This window comes from Micromonospora sp. NPDC005367, assembly GCF_040606825.1.
Taxonomy (GTDB): domain Bacteria; phylum Actinomycetota; class Actinomycetes; order Mycobacteriales; family Micromonosporaceae; genus Micromonospora.
The window spans coordinates 57,364-73,358 of record NZ_JBEXFP010000024.1 but is presented as its reverse complement, the minus strand read 5'-3'; the positions used below and the strand labels follow the sequence as shown (position 1 = coordinate 73,358).

General features: G+C 73.3%; 10 protein-coding genes. 3 read left to right on the top strand and 7 right to left on the bottom strand.

All coding sequences use genetic code 11. The features are described 5' to 3' along the window. Positions 1 to 80: 80 nt before the first annotated feature. Entirely contained in the window at positions 81 to 2,390 is a 2,310-nt protein-coding gene (locus ABZS42_RS18485; RefSeq protein WP_355146733.1) for a M64 family metallopeptidase, read from the bottom strand. 584 nt (positions 2,391 to 2,974) lie between these two features. Here ABZS42_RS18485 and ABZS42_RS18480 point away from each other — a divergent pair. After that, positions 2,975 to 3,217: a CGNR zinc finger domain-containing protein gene (locus tag ABZS42_RS18480; protein WP_355146731.1), complete on the top strand. Its 243-nt coding sequence runs from the start codon at positions 2,975 to 2,977 to the stop codon at positions 3,215 to 3,217. 36 nt (positions 3,218 to 3,253) lie between these two features. On the opposite strand, the gene ABZS42_RS18475 is transcribed toward ABZS42_RS18480, so the two are convergent. The 3 genes from ABZS42_RS18475 to ABZS42_RS18465 form a co-directional block, all read right to left on the bottom strand. Beyond that, the gene (locus ABZS42_RS18475; protein ID WP_355146729.1) at positions 3,254 to 3,898 is read right to left on the bottom strand and encodes a TetR family transcriptional regulator C-terminal domain-containing protein; all 645 of its coding nucleotides are present in this window, start codon (positions 3,896 to 3,898) and stop codon (positions 3,254 to 3,256) included. 144 nt (positions 3,899 to 4,042) lie between these two features. Further along, a complete protein-coding gene (zwf, locus tag ABZS42_RS18470) occupies positions 4,043 to 5,422 on the bottom strand; it encodes a glucose-6-phosphate dehydrogenase (protein WP_355146727.1) in 1,380 nt (459 codons plus the stop codon). Positions 5,423 to 5,623: 201 nt separating this feature from the next. Then, entirely contained in the window at positions 5,624 to 8,434 is a 2,811-nt protein-coding gene (locus tag ABZS42_RS18465) for a M14 family zinc carboxypeptidase (RefSeq protein WP_355146725.1), read from the bottom strand. A gap of 216 nt (positions 8,435 to 8,650) precedes the next feature. Here ABZS42_RS18465 and ABZS42_RS18460 point away from each other — a divergent pair, with 216 nt between their 5' ends. Continuing rightward, a complete protein-coding gene (locus tag ABZS42_RS18460; protein ID WP_355146723.1) occupies positions 8,651 to 9,439 on the top strand; it encodes an FkbM family methyltransferase in 789 nt (262 codons plus the stop codon). Between the two features lie 82 nt (positions 9,440 to 9,521). Here the strand turns inward: ABZS42_RS18460 and ABZS42_RS18455 are convergent, their stop codons facing one another. From ABZS42_RS18455 to ABZS42_RS18445, 3 genes are all read right to left on the bottom strand, one after another. Next, a complete protein-coding gene (locus ABZS42_RS18455; RefSeq protein WP_355146774.1) occupies positions 9,522 to 10,277 on the bottom strand; it encodes an ABC transporter permease in 756 nt (251 codons plus the stop codon). A gap of 104 nt (positions 10,278 to 10,381) precedes the next feature. Next, positions 10,382 to 11,353 carry an ATP-binding cassette domain-containing protein gene (locus tag ABZS42_RS18450; RefSeq protein WP_355146721.1) on the bottom strand — a complete coding sequence of 324 codons (972 nt, stop codon included), beginning with the start codon at positions 11,351 to 11,353 and terminating at the stop codon, positions 10,382 to 10,384. A gap of 67 nt (positions 11,354 to 11,420) precedes the next feature. Continuing rightward, complete coding sequence (locus ABZS42_RS18445) at positions 11,421 to 14,585, bottom strand: BTAD domain-containing putative transcriptional regulator (RefSeq protein WP_355146719.1); 3,165 nt, start codon at positions 14,583 to 14,585, stop codon at positions 11,421 to 11,423. A gap of 282 nt (positions 14,586 to 14,867) precedes the next feature. Between ABZS42_RS18445 and ABZS42_RS18440 the strand changes: the two genes are divergently transcribed. Beyond that, positions 14,868 to 15,992: an FUSC family protein gene (locus ABZS42_RS18440; RefSeq protein WP_355146772.1), complete on the top strand. Its 1,125-nt coding sequence runs from the start codon at positions 14,868 to 14,870 to the stop codon at positions 15,990 to 15,992. Positions 15,993 to 15,995: the final 3 nt, after the last annotated feature.

Genomic DNA, 15,995 nt, shown 5'->3' with positions numbered 1-15,995 from the left:
TCCGGCAGCGAACGGCGCCGGGGGCAGTCGCGTCGCGGACGACGACAACTGCCCCCGGAGCGGGTCGGGCAGGCTGCTGGCTACCGGCCGGGGCACTGCCCCGACGTGCCGCCGCGCACCGTGTTCGGCGCGCCGAGGTCGACCGGGGCCGGGCTGTTGCCCGAGCAGTGCAGCGAGGTCACGTCGTTGCCGGCGAGGACGGCCGCCGTCGTACCGGTGGCGTTTCCGCTGAGCTGTACCGCGCCGTCCACGCGGGTGCCCACCGCCGTGACGTGACCGGTGGTGCCGGTCACCGCGACCGCGCCCCGCACGGCGCTGTTCAACAGCTCCACGGCCGTCGCGCCGGTCGCCGAGACCGCACCGGTGATCGAGGACCGTTCGACGACGAGGGCCGCCCCGGGTCGGACGGTCACGCTGCCGGTGATGGTCGCCGCGCGCAGGCAGGTGACCCCGGAGCTGACCACCAGCGCTCCGGTGCGCCGGCCGGAGATCACGTCCGTGCAGGTCGGCGGCGACGGGATCAGCGTGGCCACGAACCTCCCGGCCGAGCCGATGTTGCCCACCGCGTCGATGCCCCGGTACTCCACAGTGTGGCGGCCGTAGCCGGGCGAGCGCTGCGCGAACGACGACAGCGACAGGCCACCCGAGCCGAGATTGCCGTAGACGAGGTCGTCCACGACGGTGCCGGTGGCGCTGAACTGGAACGGCGCCTTAGCGTCGCTCGGCGAGCCGTAGTAGTTGTGCCAGCCGTCGCCGTCGAGCCGGAACTCCGCGGTGACCTGTCCCGGGCTGTCGTCCGTGCCGGTCAGTCCCATGGTGAACGGGCCGTTGTACACGTACTCGGTGGGCTTGCCGGGCTTCGCGGTGGTGAGCAACGGCTCCGAGAGGTCGTAGTCGACGTCGGGACGGTTCGCGTCGACCGTCCAGGAACGGGTCACCGAGTCGCCCGTTCGTGGGTCGGTGACCGTCGCGGTCAGCTGGTGGGCGCCCCGAGCCAGGTTGAGCGGGGCGAGTTCCAGGTCACCGTCGTGGCCGGGGTTGGCCACCGGGCGGCCGTCGAGGGCCCAGCTCACCGTCGGGATCCGGTCGGTGGTGTGGGTGGTCTCCACGTACACGACGTCCTGCGCGCCGACCGGCCGGCCGGTCGCGGTCGACGCGGTGACGGCGAGCGGCTCGTTCGTCGTGGGGGTGACCACGGCGGTGTCGACGGTCCAGGTCCGGCGCTGGGTCAGGGACGGTGAGTCCCGCAGCGCCGGGTCGCGTACGAACGGCGTCGGGTCGGTGACGGTGGCGGTGACGGTGTGCGTGCCCGGCGCCAGCCGCAGCGTACGCAGGTCCAGGTCGCGGGCGTTTCCGGTGCCGGGAACGGCCGTGCCGTCGACGGTCCAGCTGACCGTCAGCTCGTGGCTCACCGGGTGCAGGGTCTCGACCCGGACCACCCGGTCGGCGCCGATGGGCCGGTCCGTCTCCGTGCCGCCGGCGAGGATGTCGACCCGGCTCGCGATCCGCTCGGTCATCTGCTCGCGGGCGACCTGGTCGAAGTAGAAGCCCAGCGACTTCATCATCGAGTGCTGGCTCGGGCGCCACACGCCCTTCTGCAGGTAGAGCCCACCCTCGTAGCGGCCGATCGTGCCACCGGACTCGCTCGGCTCGCCCAACCAGCGCCACCACTTGGTCTGGGTGTCGCGCATCTGCTGCTCGGTGAGCAGGGTGTGGTGCGCCGACGAGGGTTCCGGTCCCTCGTACGTGTCACCGGCCACGCCGCGGGCGTAGTAGTCGTACTCGTCGTCGAGACCACCGAGCGAGTGCCCGATCTCGTGCGGGCCGATCAGCGCGGAGAGCGCGTTGCCGCCGGACGCGGTGGCGTTGGCACCACCCGCGCCGCCGTACGTGTCGCTGTTGGCCAGGGCGATGAGCTGCCGATTACCCCGGTTGGTGCCGATCGCCAGGTCGGCGTACCTGTTCGCCGCCGCTCCGTTGACCCCGAGCAGCCGCTGCACGCTGTTGGGGTTGCAGCCGCCCCAGAAACCCATCCCGAGCGCGGTGTCCCGCTGCGGATCGCCCAGCCCCGGGTCGCAGTCCACGCCCGACTCGGCGGAGACGATCTCTACCGCGTAGACGTTGAAGTAGCTGCGATAGGACTTGAAGGGCTCGATCGTCCACAGGGTGTTCAGGTGCTTCTCGACGTTCGCGCGGAAGGTGGGCATGTCCGCCTCGGTGTAACCGTCACCGAGCATCACCAGGTTGAAGCGCTCCGCCGGATCCCCGGTCACCTGGACGGGCACCACTGTGGCGCTGCCCACGTCCGCGGCCGCGGCCGGTGCCGCGCCCACCCCCACCAGCCCGGCCGCGACCAGCGCCGCCACGCACAGCCCCGCTCTGATCCTCACCTCTGCGCCCTCCGTCCATCGGCGGGCGGCCCTCGCGGCCGGCGGACGCGCGGCCCGGGGGGCGTACGCCCGCCATCGATCGTGATCTTCCGGACCGTACCCGGCCGGCGGCGCGCGGGATAGCCCTCGGGAGTGGGCGGCCGGGGCGCGACGGGGTCCGGCCACGGGTGACGCAAGGGCCCGACCCCGCGGCGGGCACCGCCGCGACGAGGTGGCCCGCGACTACGCGATACGACCTCGACCCCGGCTCCGGGCGGGCTCGGTGTCGTCCAGGATCTGCTGAACACGATCTCGGCCGGCGTGCCACGGCAACCGGATCTTCTCGACGATCCGATGAGCGCCACGGCATGGGCGCACGGCGTGTCCGCCCGCTGGTCGGCGGTCACCGGTCGGCCGGCGCCCGAGGTCGTGCTCGATCCTGCCGGGCTGCGCGCGCTGCGCCGGTTCTGCGACGGACTTCAGGAAGAGATCGGTGCCCCGAGCCGTGCCACAACGGATTCCGGACAACCTGCTCCCGGGGGCAGCGACTCCGATCGGGCCGGCCCCGCGCCGCGGGAGCCACGCTCAGGCTCGACGAGAACGGAGTGGTCCACCTCGAGCCGACCGGGACCGGAGCCCAGGCGCTGATCGCACTCGTCCTCGCGGCGCTGTTCGAGGCGCAACTCACCGACGAGCGGCGGCGGATCAAGACCTGCCGCAACCCGCGCTGCCAGGTGGCGTTCTACGACCGCTCACGCAACAACAGTGGGGTCCGGCATTCCGGACGCGTCTGTGGTCGCCCGACCAATCTGCGCGCCCACCGGGCACGCCCGCGGCAGCTGGATTGACGCCCCGGCGTATCGCTGCGCGGCGGTCGGTCGGAGCTATGCCGCGAAGCTCGCCACGTAGCCGATCGCCGCCTCGGTGGCGGCCCGTAGCGGCTGGGACGAGCGGCGGACCTGGCTGAGCAGCAGGCCGCCCTGGACCGCCGCCAGCAAGGCGCTGGCCAGCTGGTCGACGTCGGCCGCCGCGACGAGTACGCCGTCCTGCCGCATGCGGCGCAGCCCGGCCCGGATCGGCGTCTCCCAGCGGTCGAATGCCTCCGCCAGGTCGCCTCGCAAGGGTTCGTAGGTCCCGACCAGCTCGCTCGCCAGCGCGCCGATCGCGCAGCCGCCCGAGCAGTTCTTCCGCTCCTGCGCCGCGATCACCGCGTCGCGCCACGCGCGGAGCGCCGGGAGGCTGTCCAGCTGCTCGAGCAGCGGCTGCTGGCCTTCGATGGTCCGCTCGACCTGGTATGCGATGACGGCGCGCACCAGTTCGGTCTTGTCGCTGAAGTAGTGGTAGATCTGTGAGGCGCTGACCCGGGCCGCCTGCTGCACGTCCGGGATGCTGGTGCCGGCGACGCCCTTGCGGTACATCAGCTCCGCCGCCGTCTGCACGATCCGCTCCCGGGTGCGGCGACCCGCGGCGGTGTGCCGCGGTCTGACCGGCACCGCGCCTGTGGTGGAGGCGGTATCGGATGGTGTCATCGCCCCAGCTTAACGTTGGTTAAGTCGCGTCGCCCGGGGTGTGGGCGATCGGTGGGTGCTCCCGCCCGGCTGCCCGCCCGCCGTCGGTCCGGTACGGCCGGCGGGCGGTGCGGGTGCCCACCGTCCGCCAGCCCGCTTCGGTCCTCAGCGGGTGGTCGGGGCGTGCCAGCGAGCGGTCAGCTTCTGCGCCTCGGCCGGGCCCCAGCTGCCCTGCGGGTACGACAGCACCGGCTCCGGCAGGTCCAGGACCGGCTCGACGATCCGCCACTCCTGCTCGATCGTCTCCTCACGCGCGAACCGCAGGTGCCGGCCGTCCAGTGCGTCGTCGAGCAGCCGCTCGTACGCCTCCCGCCGGTGTCCGAGCGTGGCGTCGAAGTCGACCGGAAGCTCGACCGGAACGCCAACGACCTCCGCGCCGGGCTGCTTGACCTGGACCGAGAGGCTGATGCCGTCGTTGCGGCCCAGCCGGAAGCGGAGCAGGTTCGGCTCCGGTGCGACCGCGTCGGCGCCCGGCACGAGGTTGCGCTCCGGCGTCTTGAACTCCACCACGACCTCGGTGGCCGTGCTCGGCATCAGCTTGCCCGTACGCAGGTAGAACGGCACCCCGGCCCAGCGCGGCGAGTTGATCCGCAGCTCGGTGGCGATGAAGGTCTCGGTGTTGGAGTCGGCGGCGACGCCCGGCTCGTCGCGGTAGCCCGCGTACTGGCCGCGGACCGTGGTCGCCGGCGAAAGTGGCTCCACCTGACCCAGGGCGCGGATCTCCTCGGCGCGGTACGCCTCGTCGCCGGCGTCGGCCGGGGACTCCATCGCGAGCAGGGCTACGACCTGGAGCATGTGGTTCTGCAGCACGTCGCGGGTGGCGCCGACCCGGTCGTAGAAGCCCGCGCGCCCCTGGGCGCCGAAGCCCTCGGCGAGGGTCACCTGGATGTTGGCGATGTGCTCGGCGTTCCAGAGCGGCTCGAAGAGCTGGTTGGCGAAGCGGAAGACCCGCAGCCCTTCGACGGCCTCCTTGCCGAGGTAGTGGTCGATCCGGAAGATCCGCTCCGGGTCGAAGGCCGCCCGCAGCGCCTTGTTCAGCTCGTGCGAGGTGGCCAGGTCGCGGCCGAAGGGCTTCTCGACGACCACGCGGCCCCGTGCGGCCAGGCCGGCCCCGGCCAGACCGTCGACCACCGGCGTGAAGACCGCCGGCGGGATGGCCAGGTAGAACAGCGGGCGCTCGGCCGCCGAGAGCGCCTCGGCGAGCCGCCGGTAGGTGTCGGGGTCGGCGTAGTCGCCGGAGATCATCGTGAGGTTCCGGGCGAGGGCGTCGAAGACCTCGTCGTCGACCCGGCCCTGCGCCTCCAGCACCGACTTGCGCGCCGCCGTGAGCAGCTGCTGGTGGTCCCAGCGGGAGCGGGCGACACCGATGACCGGCATGTCGAGTCGGCCGCGACGGGTCAGCTCGTAGAGCGCCGGAAAGAGCTTCTTGGCGACCAGGTCCCCGGTCACACCGAAGAGCACGACAGCGTCTGAGCGCAGGTCCATGACAACGTTCACCTCATCTTGGAATCAGCTTTCCAAGACTCTCGCGCCCCCCGTCCGGCGTCCACGTCGGGGCACGTGACTTGCGCGACAAACCGGGACAGTTGCCTTGCAGGCTAGCGGGCCGGCCGGAGCACGGCGTGAGTGGGCGCCGCCGGCGCAGCTGGTCCGGACGGCCGCGACCGTCCGGACCAGCTGCCACCGTCAGGCGACCAGCGAACGCAGCGGCACCCCGGCCGTGTGCAGAGCGCGGGTCAGGTCACCCAGGAACGGGTGCTCGTCGGCCTGCCACCCCTGCCGGTTCGGGATCACCAGGTACGCCGAGCCACCCGACACGGAGATCCGGGCGTCCGCGGTGAACCGCTCCACGATCGACCGGGTCCGCGCGAGGTCCGTGTCCGCCACCTCGATGCTGATCGGCCGCCAGCCGCCGCCCAGGTCCTCGGTCACGGGCGCCCGGGCCGCGGCGGCCCGGGCCGGATCGACCGCCGCCGTCAACCGCGCGGTGGGCGCGGCGCCTGCCGCCGGGTAGAGCAACGCGTTGGCCACCAGGTGCAGTCCGCTCTCGTTGTACGCCCGGAACAGCGGGTTGAACGCGAAGAGCACCGAGCGGCCGGCGCCGGTCGGCTCGTCGACCAGGGCCGCCGTGCCGCGCAGCGCGTCGACACCCACCGTGTAGCCGTTCGCCCAGAACGTGTCCCCGCTCGGGTAACGCAGCACGTTGGCGCCGGTGGTGCTGGCGTTGAGGATGGGGTCACCGTTGTTGAACTCGAAGTCCTCCGCCGGGCGACCCGCGGCGACCGGGCTGTCCGAGTCGACGTCGACCCGCAGGTGTGAGCCGATCACCTGGTAGCCGGCCGGCTTCGCCTTCTCCGTCGTCGAGGTGAGCCCGGCGGCCCGGGCCAGCCGGGTGCCCTCGTTGCGCAGCCCGACGTAGGTGTGCCCCTGCGCGATCCAGTTGCGCAGGTTGGCCTGCCCGGCGGCGGTGAGGCCACCGGTCGAGCTGCTGCCGTCCGGAACGAGCAGCACCGTACGGCCGGTGAACGCCTCGGTGTTGTCGTTGATGTCGGCGGTGGTCACCGGCTTCGGGTCCAGCCCCCACCGCTCGCCGAGCACGTACCGGGCCTCACCGTGCGAGCCGGAGGTGGTGGAGATGCCGGTGCCGGCGAAGAGGCCGACGTCGGGCAGTTCGACCCGGGTGCCGGTGGCCGGCCCGCCCGCGGTGAGAGTCACTCCGAGCGACTTGGCCAGATCGTCGATCTCCCGGCTCAGGTGCTTCTCCGCCACCTGGACGACGCTGCTCGCCCCGTCGCGCATCAGCGGCACACCGCGACCGAGCAGGCGGAACGTGAACTCCGCGGCGGCGGCCGAGTCGAGTCGGTAGCCGTACGAGCCCCGGGGCGAGGCGTGGCCGGTCTTCCCGCCCGAGATGTTCCGGACCAGCTTGGCCTTGGGCCGTACGTCGTCGCCGGTGTAGAGGGTCGGCACGCCCATCAGCAGCGGGTTGCTCCAGGACGAGACGTCGTAGAAGTAGGGGAACGGCGTGTACGGGTCCTCGCCCATGATCGCCTGGATCCAGTGCTTCTGCGGCTGGTCCATCGGGATCCAGTACGCGCCCTTCGGCACCGTGACGTTCCGGGCGCTGCGGCCGCCGAAGATCCGTGCGTCGGGCACCCGGGTCGGCTGCTGCACCTCATACACCTCGACGTCCATGCGGCGCAGCCGCTCGACCAACTGCCGTACGTCGGCGAGCTGCCGGTCGGGCAGCAGGAAGTAGGACCGGATCCGCTGGTCCGGGACCGGGAACTGGACCTCGTTGGTCGGCTGGACCACCTCGTTCGGCTCCAGCGTGCCCGCCCGGCCCTGGGCCAGCGCGTCCGTCCAGATCCGGAAGTAGCCGGTCAGCACCTCGCGCTTGTTCGCGGCGGCCCAGCCCAGGGTCGACCACTGGGTGTGGAACTGCTGCTGGACCCGGTCGGCGACCGCCGAGGCGCTGCCCTTCTCGAACGTCATGCCGGCGGCTCCGAAGCCGGTCGACGGCACGGTGTCGCCGTAGCCCATGAAGAACAGGTCATAGCGGGCGTAGTTGAAGTAGCACTCGGTGGTGACGGTCTCGGTGCAGGCGCCGTTGTAGCCGAAGCCGGCCTTGTTGGCCTCGCCGATCCGGTTGATCCAGTCGACCGACTCGCTGGAGATCTCGTGGTGGATGGGATCGGCGTTGGGCGGGAAGAAGTACTGCGAGCCGCCCATCTCGTGGGCGTCGACGAAGACCTGCGGCGGGTACCGGCGCATCAGCTCCAGCTTGCCGTCGGTCTCCTGCTGGGAGCGGGCGAACCAGTCGCGGTTCAGGTCGAAGCCGAACTCGTTCTGCCGTCGGCTCGCGTCCCGGCCGTCCGGGTTCTGCGTGGGCACGATGATCGTGACGAGGTTGTCGTTGCGCTCGGCGACGTCGCAGGACAGGCCGGCGGCCAACTCGTACAGGGTCTTGAGCGCCGCGTCGGCGCCGCTCTTCTCACCGCCGTGCACGTTGCCGGTCACCCAGACGATGGCCGGGGAGTCGGCGGCTGTCCTGTCGGCCTGCTTCCGCGTTGTCCGGCGCGGGTCCCGCAGGTCCCGGATGTTCTCCGCGATCTTGCGCAGGGCGGCCGGCCGGACGTTGCGCTCGTTCGACACCACGGCGTACGGCAGCGGCTGACCGAGCCCGCTCGTACCGAGTACGCCGGTGACGACCCGGTCGGAGGCGACGTCCACGCCGTGCAGGTAGGTGCGGATCTCGTCGGTGGTGACCGGCCGCTCCTGGCCGAGGCCGAGTGGGAAGCCGAGCTCCTGCTCGGGGCTGGGCACGCCCGCCAGTCGGGCGGTGGGGTCGGTGCTGCAGTGGGTGGGGGAGGGCGGGCGGGCTCCGGCCGAGGTGCCGCCGAGCAGCGGCACCGTGCCGACCAGGAGAGCGATCGCGGCGGCGCCCGCCAGCCGCCGTACGGGGACGATCCGGAATGGACGCGTGGTCCGGGCCATGCAGTTCCCCTCTCGGGTCTGTCACATTGGCCGGAGCCTATGTCTCGCGCGTCCGGCTGGGCAAGGCGCGATCAACTCGGGTTCCTTGAAGTCGGGGCATCCACCCGCCTCGGACCCCCCCGATTGCGCGGGAAGCCGGAGGTATCCGGCGATCGCGCGAAGACCACTGCTCCGGAAGCCGAGATCTCTTCGCGTTGCTCGGGCTAGATTCTGGAGGTGGACGCCCGAGCCGGCGCTGTCGAGGCACTGAAGACGGATCCCGAGGCCGTCTCGATACGCCGTTCACTCGAGGTCTACTACGGCGACCCGGCGCGCGAGGCGGCCATGGACGCCTTCTACGCGAGATTCGCCCGCCCCGGCGACCTCGTCTTCGACATCGGCGCACACGTGGGCGACCGCGTGGGCAGCTTCCGCCGGCTCGGCGCCCGCGTGATCGCCGTCGAGCCGCAGCCACCCTGCACCCGGGCGCTGCGCGCCATCTACTCCGGCGACCGCGAGGTGACCGTCGTCGAGGCCGTCTGCGGCGCCGAGGCGGGGCGGGTCTCCTTCAACGTCAACTCCGCCAACCCCACCATCTCCACCGTCTCGCCGCACTTCATCCGGGCCGCCGACGGCGCGGCCGGCTGGGAGGAGGAGCGGTGGGACGCGCGGATCGACGTCGCGTCGACCACGCTCGACGAGCTGATCGCCGAGTACGGGGTGCCCGCCTTCGTGAAGATCGACGTCGAGGGGTACGAGGACGAGGTGCTCGCCGGGCTGGGTCGCCCGCTCCCCGCGCTCTCCTTCGAGTTCACCACGATCGAGCGTGCGGTCGCGCAGCGGTGCCTGCGCCGACTCACCGCGCTCGGTTTCCAGGCCTTCAACCTCGCCGTCGGCGACACCATGGCGCTGGCCTCCCCGCAGTGGATGGCCGCGCCGCGGATGGCGGCGTACCTGCGTTCGCTGCCGTACGAGGTCAACTCCGGCGACGTGTACTGCCTGTCCCGGACGCGGAACCCCCGCTGACGCCCCCTCCTGCAAGACGGTCCTATCGCCGAAGAGGGCGCCCGATCGCGTGACCGACCCGTGCCGGGCCCGGAGCCAGGGGTCAGCGGCTCAGCCGCTGGTAGCGCCGGACGGCGAGCGGCGCGAGCACCACGATCAGCAGCACCGGCCAGCCGACGGCCAGCAGGAGCGCATGCTGTGCGGCCCAGGACTCCCCACCGATGCCCGGATTGCCGAACAACTCGCGGGCCGCCGCGACGGTGGCCGACAGCGGGTTCCAGGCCGCGATCGCGCCCAACCAGTCCGGCAGCAGCTCCGGGGCCACGAACACGTTGGACAGGGCGGTGAGCGGGAAGGCGAACGGGAACACGATCACCGACACCGTGTCCGGGTTCGGCACGAGCAGGCCCAGCAGGATGCCCAGCCAGGTGAACGCCAGCCGCAGCAGCAGGATCAGACCCACGGCGGCCAAGGCGTCACCCATCCCGTTGCGCCACCGCCAGCCGACGAGCAGCCCGCACACCACCAGGACGGTCAACTCCAGCAACGCCCGCAGCAGGTCCGCCCCGGCCCGCCCGGTCAGCAGCGCCGACCGGGCCATCGGCAACGAACGGAACCGGTCGACCACACCACGGCCCGCGTCCACGGCGATCTGCGACGCGGTGGCGCCCAGGCCGTACAGCATGGTCATCACGAACACCCCGGGCAGCAGGAACTCCCGATAGCTGCCGTTGCCGGGCACCGCCATGCCGCTGCCGAAGACGTACCCGAAGACGAGCACGAACATGATCGGCAGGCTGAAGTAGAGGACGATCTCCTCGGGCGAGCGGATCACGTGCCGCATGTTCCGGCCGGTCATCACCCAGCTGTCGATGATCGCCCAGCGCAGCCGGCCCAACGCGCCCGAGGGAGAAGCCTGCTCCGCGCCGCTCGGCGGGACCCGAACCATCTCGACCGTCGTGCTCACGCCGCCACCTCCGTACGCTCCGAGGCGCCGTGTCCGGTGATGTTCAGGAACGCCTCATCCAGCGTCGGCCGGCGCAGCACGACGTCCTCCACCGCGATCGAGGCGTCCTGCAACGCGCGCAGCAGGTCCGCGAGCGCGGTGATCCGGTCCGCGACGGGCGCGCTGAGCCGGCGAATCTCCCGATCGACTCGGACCTGCCCGCCGGTGATCCGCTCGACGAGACCCGCCGCCGCGGGCAGCTGCCCGGCGTGCCGGACGACCAGCTCGATGCGGTCCGCGCCGAAGCGGGTCTTCAGCTCGGCCGGGGTGCCCTCGGCGACCACCCGGCCGGCGTCCACCACCGAGATCCGGTCGGCGAGTTGATCCGCCTCCTCCAGGTACTGCGTGGTCAGCAGCACCGTGGTGCCGCCGGTGACCAGCGTCCGGACCGCGTCCCAGAGGCCGTTGCGGCTGCGCGGATCCAGCCCGGTGGTCGGTTCGTCGAGAAAGAGCACCTCCGGCGTGGTGATCAGGCTGGCAGCGAGGTCGAGCCGGCGGCGCATGCCGCCGGAGTACGTCCCGGCCGAGCGTCCCGCCACGTCGGTGAGCCCGAACTGGTCGAGCAGCTCGTCCGACCGTTGCCGGACCATCCGCGCGGGCAGGTGCCGGAGCCGGCCGAACAGCACCAGGTTCTGCCGGCCGCTGAGGGTCTCGTCGACCGCCGCGTACTGCCCGGTCAGGCCGATCGCCGCGCGCACCCGCTCGGGGTGCCGGATCACGTCGTGTCCGGCCACCCGGGCGTGACCGGCGTCGAAGCGGAGCAGGGTCGCCAGCACCCGCAGGGCGGTGGTCTTGCCCGCGCCGTTGGGGCCGAGCAGTCCGCAGACCGTGCCCCGCGGCACCATCAGGTCGAATCCGTCGAGGGCCGCCGTGCGGCCGTACGTCTTGCGCAGGCCCCGGGCCACGACGGTCGTTGTCTCGTCAGTCATGGCGGCAGCCTCGCCGAACGCGCTGACCGCTCGCGCACCGCGCGCTGACGGCCGGCGCTCTGCTCCGTCAGGCGCTGCCCAGCAGCGCGAGCGCCCGCTCCCGGCCGAGCTCGGCGCCCCGGGTGAACGCCCGCTCGAACCGGTCGGCGCCGATCTCGGCGCGGGCCGACCCGGTCACCGCCGCGGCGTGCGCCACGGCCTCGGCGCCCGTGCCGGTCAGCACCGCCGACACGGCGCCGAGCAGCAGCGCCGCCCGGTCGCCGTCGCCCCGCCGCAGCACCGGCCCGATCAGGCCGTCCACCGCGGCGCTCACGGTCGGCGCGTCCCACATGCCCACGGTCGCGCCCAGCGCCTCCTGGTAGCGGCCGCGCGCCGCCCGCGCGTCTCCCGACGCGTCCGCGATCTGGCCGAGCGCGACCAGCGCCGCGAGCCGGACGACCTCCGCGCCGAACCAGCCGGTCGGGCAGTCCGCCACCGCCTGCTCACAGAAGCGCCGGGCCTCGTCGAGGGCACCCCGCCGGCGGGCGGTCTCGCCGAGCCCGTAGTGGGCCGCGGCGACCACCTCCGGCGCTCCGGCCGGCTGCGCGATGGCCACCACCTGCCGGTAGTCGGCTTCCGCACCGTCCAGGTCGCCGACCCCGAGCCGCCCGTCCGCCCGGGTCCGCAGCAGCTCCGCCGTGTCGAGCGTGGAGCCGAGTTCGTCGGCCAGCCGCAGGGCCCGCGCCATCGGACCGGTGGCCGCTGCCGGGTCACCGGCCCGGTAGGCAGCCTCGCCGAGGGTGGTGAGCGCCAGGATCATGCCCCACCGTTCGCCGATGGCCCGGAACCCGTCGAACGCGGTCGTCAGCTCCGCCCGGGCCTCGTCGTACCGGCCGTCGAGCAGCCACACCAGTGCGACGCCGAGTGAGCCGAGCGCCTCGCTCCACGCGTCGGTGCCGAGCATGGCGCGCCGCTTCTCCACGGAGAGCAGCACCGACATCCGTTGCCGCGACGGGGGACCGGCCGTCATCCCGGACAGGTAGAGCAGGAACGGGTGCCGCGGGGGGCGTCCCAGGCTCCAGAGGATGTCACCGGCCGTGCCGACGTCCGTCCGGTTCTCCCCGCCGGAGACCCCCAACGCGGCGACCAGCAGACCGAGCGCGTACTCCTCGGCGAGCCCGGCGGGTGGACCGTCGAGCCGGTCGACCAGCCGGACGGCGAGCGCGGCACCCTCGCCGCGCAGCCCGCGTAGCCACCAGTAGAACGCCAACGCGGCGACGAGCCGCAGCCCGCTCGTGACGTCGCCGCCGGCGATCGACCGGTGCAGCGCGGCGTGCAGGTCGTCGCGGTCTGCGTCCAGCCGGCGCAGCCAGTCGAGCTGTGCGGGGCCGCGCAGGCCCGCGTCAGCGGCCCGGGCGAGGTCGAGGAAGTACGCCACGTGGGCGCGACGGAGCTGATCCGCCTCGCCCGCCTCGGCCAGCCGTTCGGCGGCGAACGCGCGTACGGTCTCCAGCATCCGGAAGCGGCCGTCGCCCGCCTCGACGAGGGACTTCTCCACCAGGCCGGTCAGCACGTCGAGCACCTCGGCGCCGAGCGGCGCGCAGATCCGCTCGATTGCCGCCAGGTCGGAGTCGCCGGCGAAGACGCTGAGCCGCTGGGCCAGCCGCCGCTCCGGCTCGTCCAGCAGGTCCCAGCTCCAGCGCACCACCGCACGCAGGGTCTGGTGCCGGGGCGCGGCACCCCGGCTGCCCCGGTTCAACAGCCGGAACCGGTCGTCCAGCCGGGCCGCGACCTCCGCGACGGGCAGCGCCCGCAGCCGCGCCGCGGCCAGCTCGATGGCGAGCGGAAGGCCGTCGAGGGTACGGCAGATCCGCAGCACCTCCGTCACGGTGCCGGGTTCGACGGTGAACCCGGGTGCCACGTCGGCGGCGCGGTCGGCGAACAGCCGTACCGCGGCGTACCGGTGTGCCTGCTCGGGTTCGGTGCCGTCCGGCGGTACGGGCAGGCCGAGCACCGGGCAGAGCGCCTCACCGGTCAGCCCGAGCGGCTCGCGGCTGGTGGCCAGCACCCGTACCGACGAGGCGATGCCCAGCAGCCGGGCGGTGAATCGGGCGGCGTCGTCGATCACGTGCTCGCAGTTGTCGAGCACCAGCAGCAACCGCCGGTCGGCGAGCGCCGCGACGAGCCGTTCGGTGGCGTCGCGCGGCCCACCCGGTACGCGTAGCGCGGTGTCGCGCAGGTTCAGGGCGGCCAGCACCGCCGGGGCCACCTCCGCGCCTGGCGGCAGCGCGGCGAGCTCGACCAGGCACACGTCCCCGTCGTACCGCCCGGCGGTCTCCACGGCCAGCCGGGTCTTCCCGACGCCACCCGGGCCGTGCAGCGTGACTAGCCGGGCCTCGGCGAGCAGCTTCGCCAGGCGGCGCAGCTCCTCCTCCCGCCCCACGAAGCTGGTCAGCTGGCCGGGCAGGGGCGGTAGCCGCGGCGGGACCGGCGCGGCATCGGCCGCGTCGCGCAGCAGCGCCGTGTGCAGGGCCACCAGCTCGGCGGAGGGGTCGGTGCCCAGTTCGTCGGCGAGCAGTCGACGCAGGTCGGCGAAGACGGCGAGCCCTTCGGCCCGGCGGCCGTCGGCGTGCAGCGCGCGCATCAGCTGGCCGTGCAGCCGTTCCCGCAGCGGGTGGGCGGCGATCAGTTCCCGCAGCTCGGTCACCAGCGGCCGGACGGCCTCCGGGGCGCCGGCCAGGGCGAGTTCCGCCTCGATGCGGTCCTCGGTCGCGGTCAGTCGGCGGTCCCGCAACCGGGCCGCGTGGGCGGACGCGAACGGGGCGTCGGTCACGTCCGCGAGCGGTTCGCCGCGCCACAGCGCGAGCGCCTCGCGCAGTTCCCCGACGGCCCGGACGTGATCGCCCGCGGCGAGCGCGAGCCGACCGGCGTCCACCAGGCGGGTGAACCGGTGCGCGTCGACGTCGTCCGGATCGACCGCGAGCCGGTAGCCGGCCGGGTGGAACTCCACCGGATCGACCGGCCCGGACGACAGCAGGTGACGCAACCGGGACACCTGGGACTGGAGTGCGTTCGCGGCCCGAGCGGGCGGGTCGGCGCCGTAGAGACCGTCGATCAGGCGTTCCCGGGGCACCACGCGGCCGGCGTCGAGCAGCAGCAGCGCGAGCAGCGCCCGCAGCCGCGCCCCGCCGATGGTGAGTCGGCGACCGTCGGCCGGGTAGACCTCGGTCGCACCCAGGATGCCGAACCGCACAGGGGCATTGTCGCTTAGGCCCGGCGGGAACCGGCGGGGCCGACCCGCGCCGGTCTCGCCGGCCGGGCGGCCGAGGTCCGGGATCGGCATCGACCGGCTCGCGGCCACGTCCGGAATCCGCCGCCGTGGCGGCCGCGCCCGGACCGACGGGACGACGAGCGGCGGACTGCCCGAAGCGGTGACGGTTGGGCGGGGCGGCACAGGGTAGATGCGGCCGTGGCCGACACCAGCGCCCGCAGAGACGACGGCGAGCCGCGCGCCGCCGCGGCGTACGGCCGGGCCCTGGCCACGCTGCGCAGCAGGGCACGGGTGGGCGAACGGCTGCGACGGGTACGCGCCAGCGGCGGGCTGGCGGTGCAGGCCGGTCTGGCCGCGGGCATCTCGTGGTGGGTGGCCGACGGTCTGCTGCACATCCCGCAGCCCCTCTTCGCGCCGATCTCCGCGGTGATCGCCCTGGCCGCGTCGGTCGGCCAGCGGTTGCGCCGTACGGTCGAACTGATCGTCGGGGTGGCGGTCGGCGTGCTCATCGGCGACGCGCTGATCTACCTGGTCGGGACGGGGGCGTGGCAGCTCGGTCTGATCGTGGTGCTGTCCATCGTCGCGGCGGTGCTGCTCGGCGGCAGCCCGGCGGTCATGGTGCAGTCCGCCGCCACGGCCGTCCTCATCGGCACGCTGAGCCCGATGGTGGAGAACCTGGAGTTCCCGCGGTTCGTGGCCGCTCTCGTCGGCGGCGCGGTGTCGCTGGCGGTCACCGCGGTCCTGCTGCCGCTGCATCCGCTGCGGCTGATCAATCGGGCGGCCGCGCCGGCGCTCTGCCTGCTCGCCGAGCAACTCGATGTCACGGCAGACGCGCTGCGGCGGCGCGACGGGCCGGCCGCACAGGCGGCCCTCGACCGACTTCGGGACAACAAGCAGGAGATCGCGGCGCTCACCGAGGCGGCGCAGGCCGCGCGGGAGACGAGCACGCTCTCCCCGGTGCGCTGGGACAGCCGGCAGGGTCCGGTGAGCCGGTACGCACGGGCGGCGGAGCCGATCGACCGGGCCATGCGCAACAGCGGAACGCTGATTCGCCGCACGGTGACCCTGATCGGGGACGCCGAGCCGATCCCGGACACCCTCCCGGAGGCGGTGTCCGCGCTGGCGGAGGCGACGCGGCTGCTCCGCCGGGAGTTCGCCACCGGCCACGAACCCGACGCGGCGCGCAGAACGGCACTGCGTGCCGTGACCGGGGCGGGCGCCGCCTACCGCGCCGGGGTGGGCTTCTCGGGTTCGGTGGTGGTCGCCCAGGTCCGGACCACCACCAGCGACCTTTTCGTGGCCACCGGAGTGGCACAGGAGGAGGCGAACCGTCTGGTACGGGACGCCTTCGGACCGCTGGCGGCCGACCGGAGCGGCTCCGGCGACTGACCG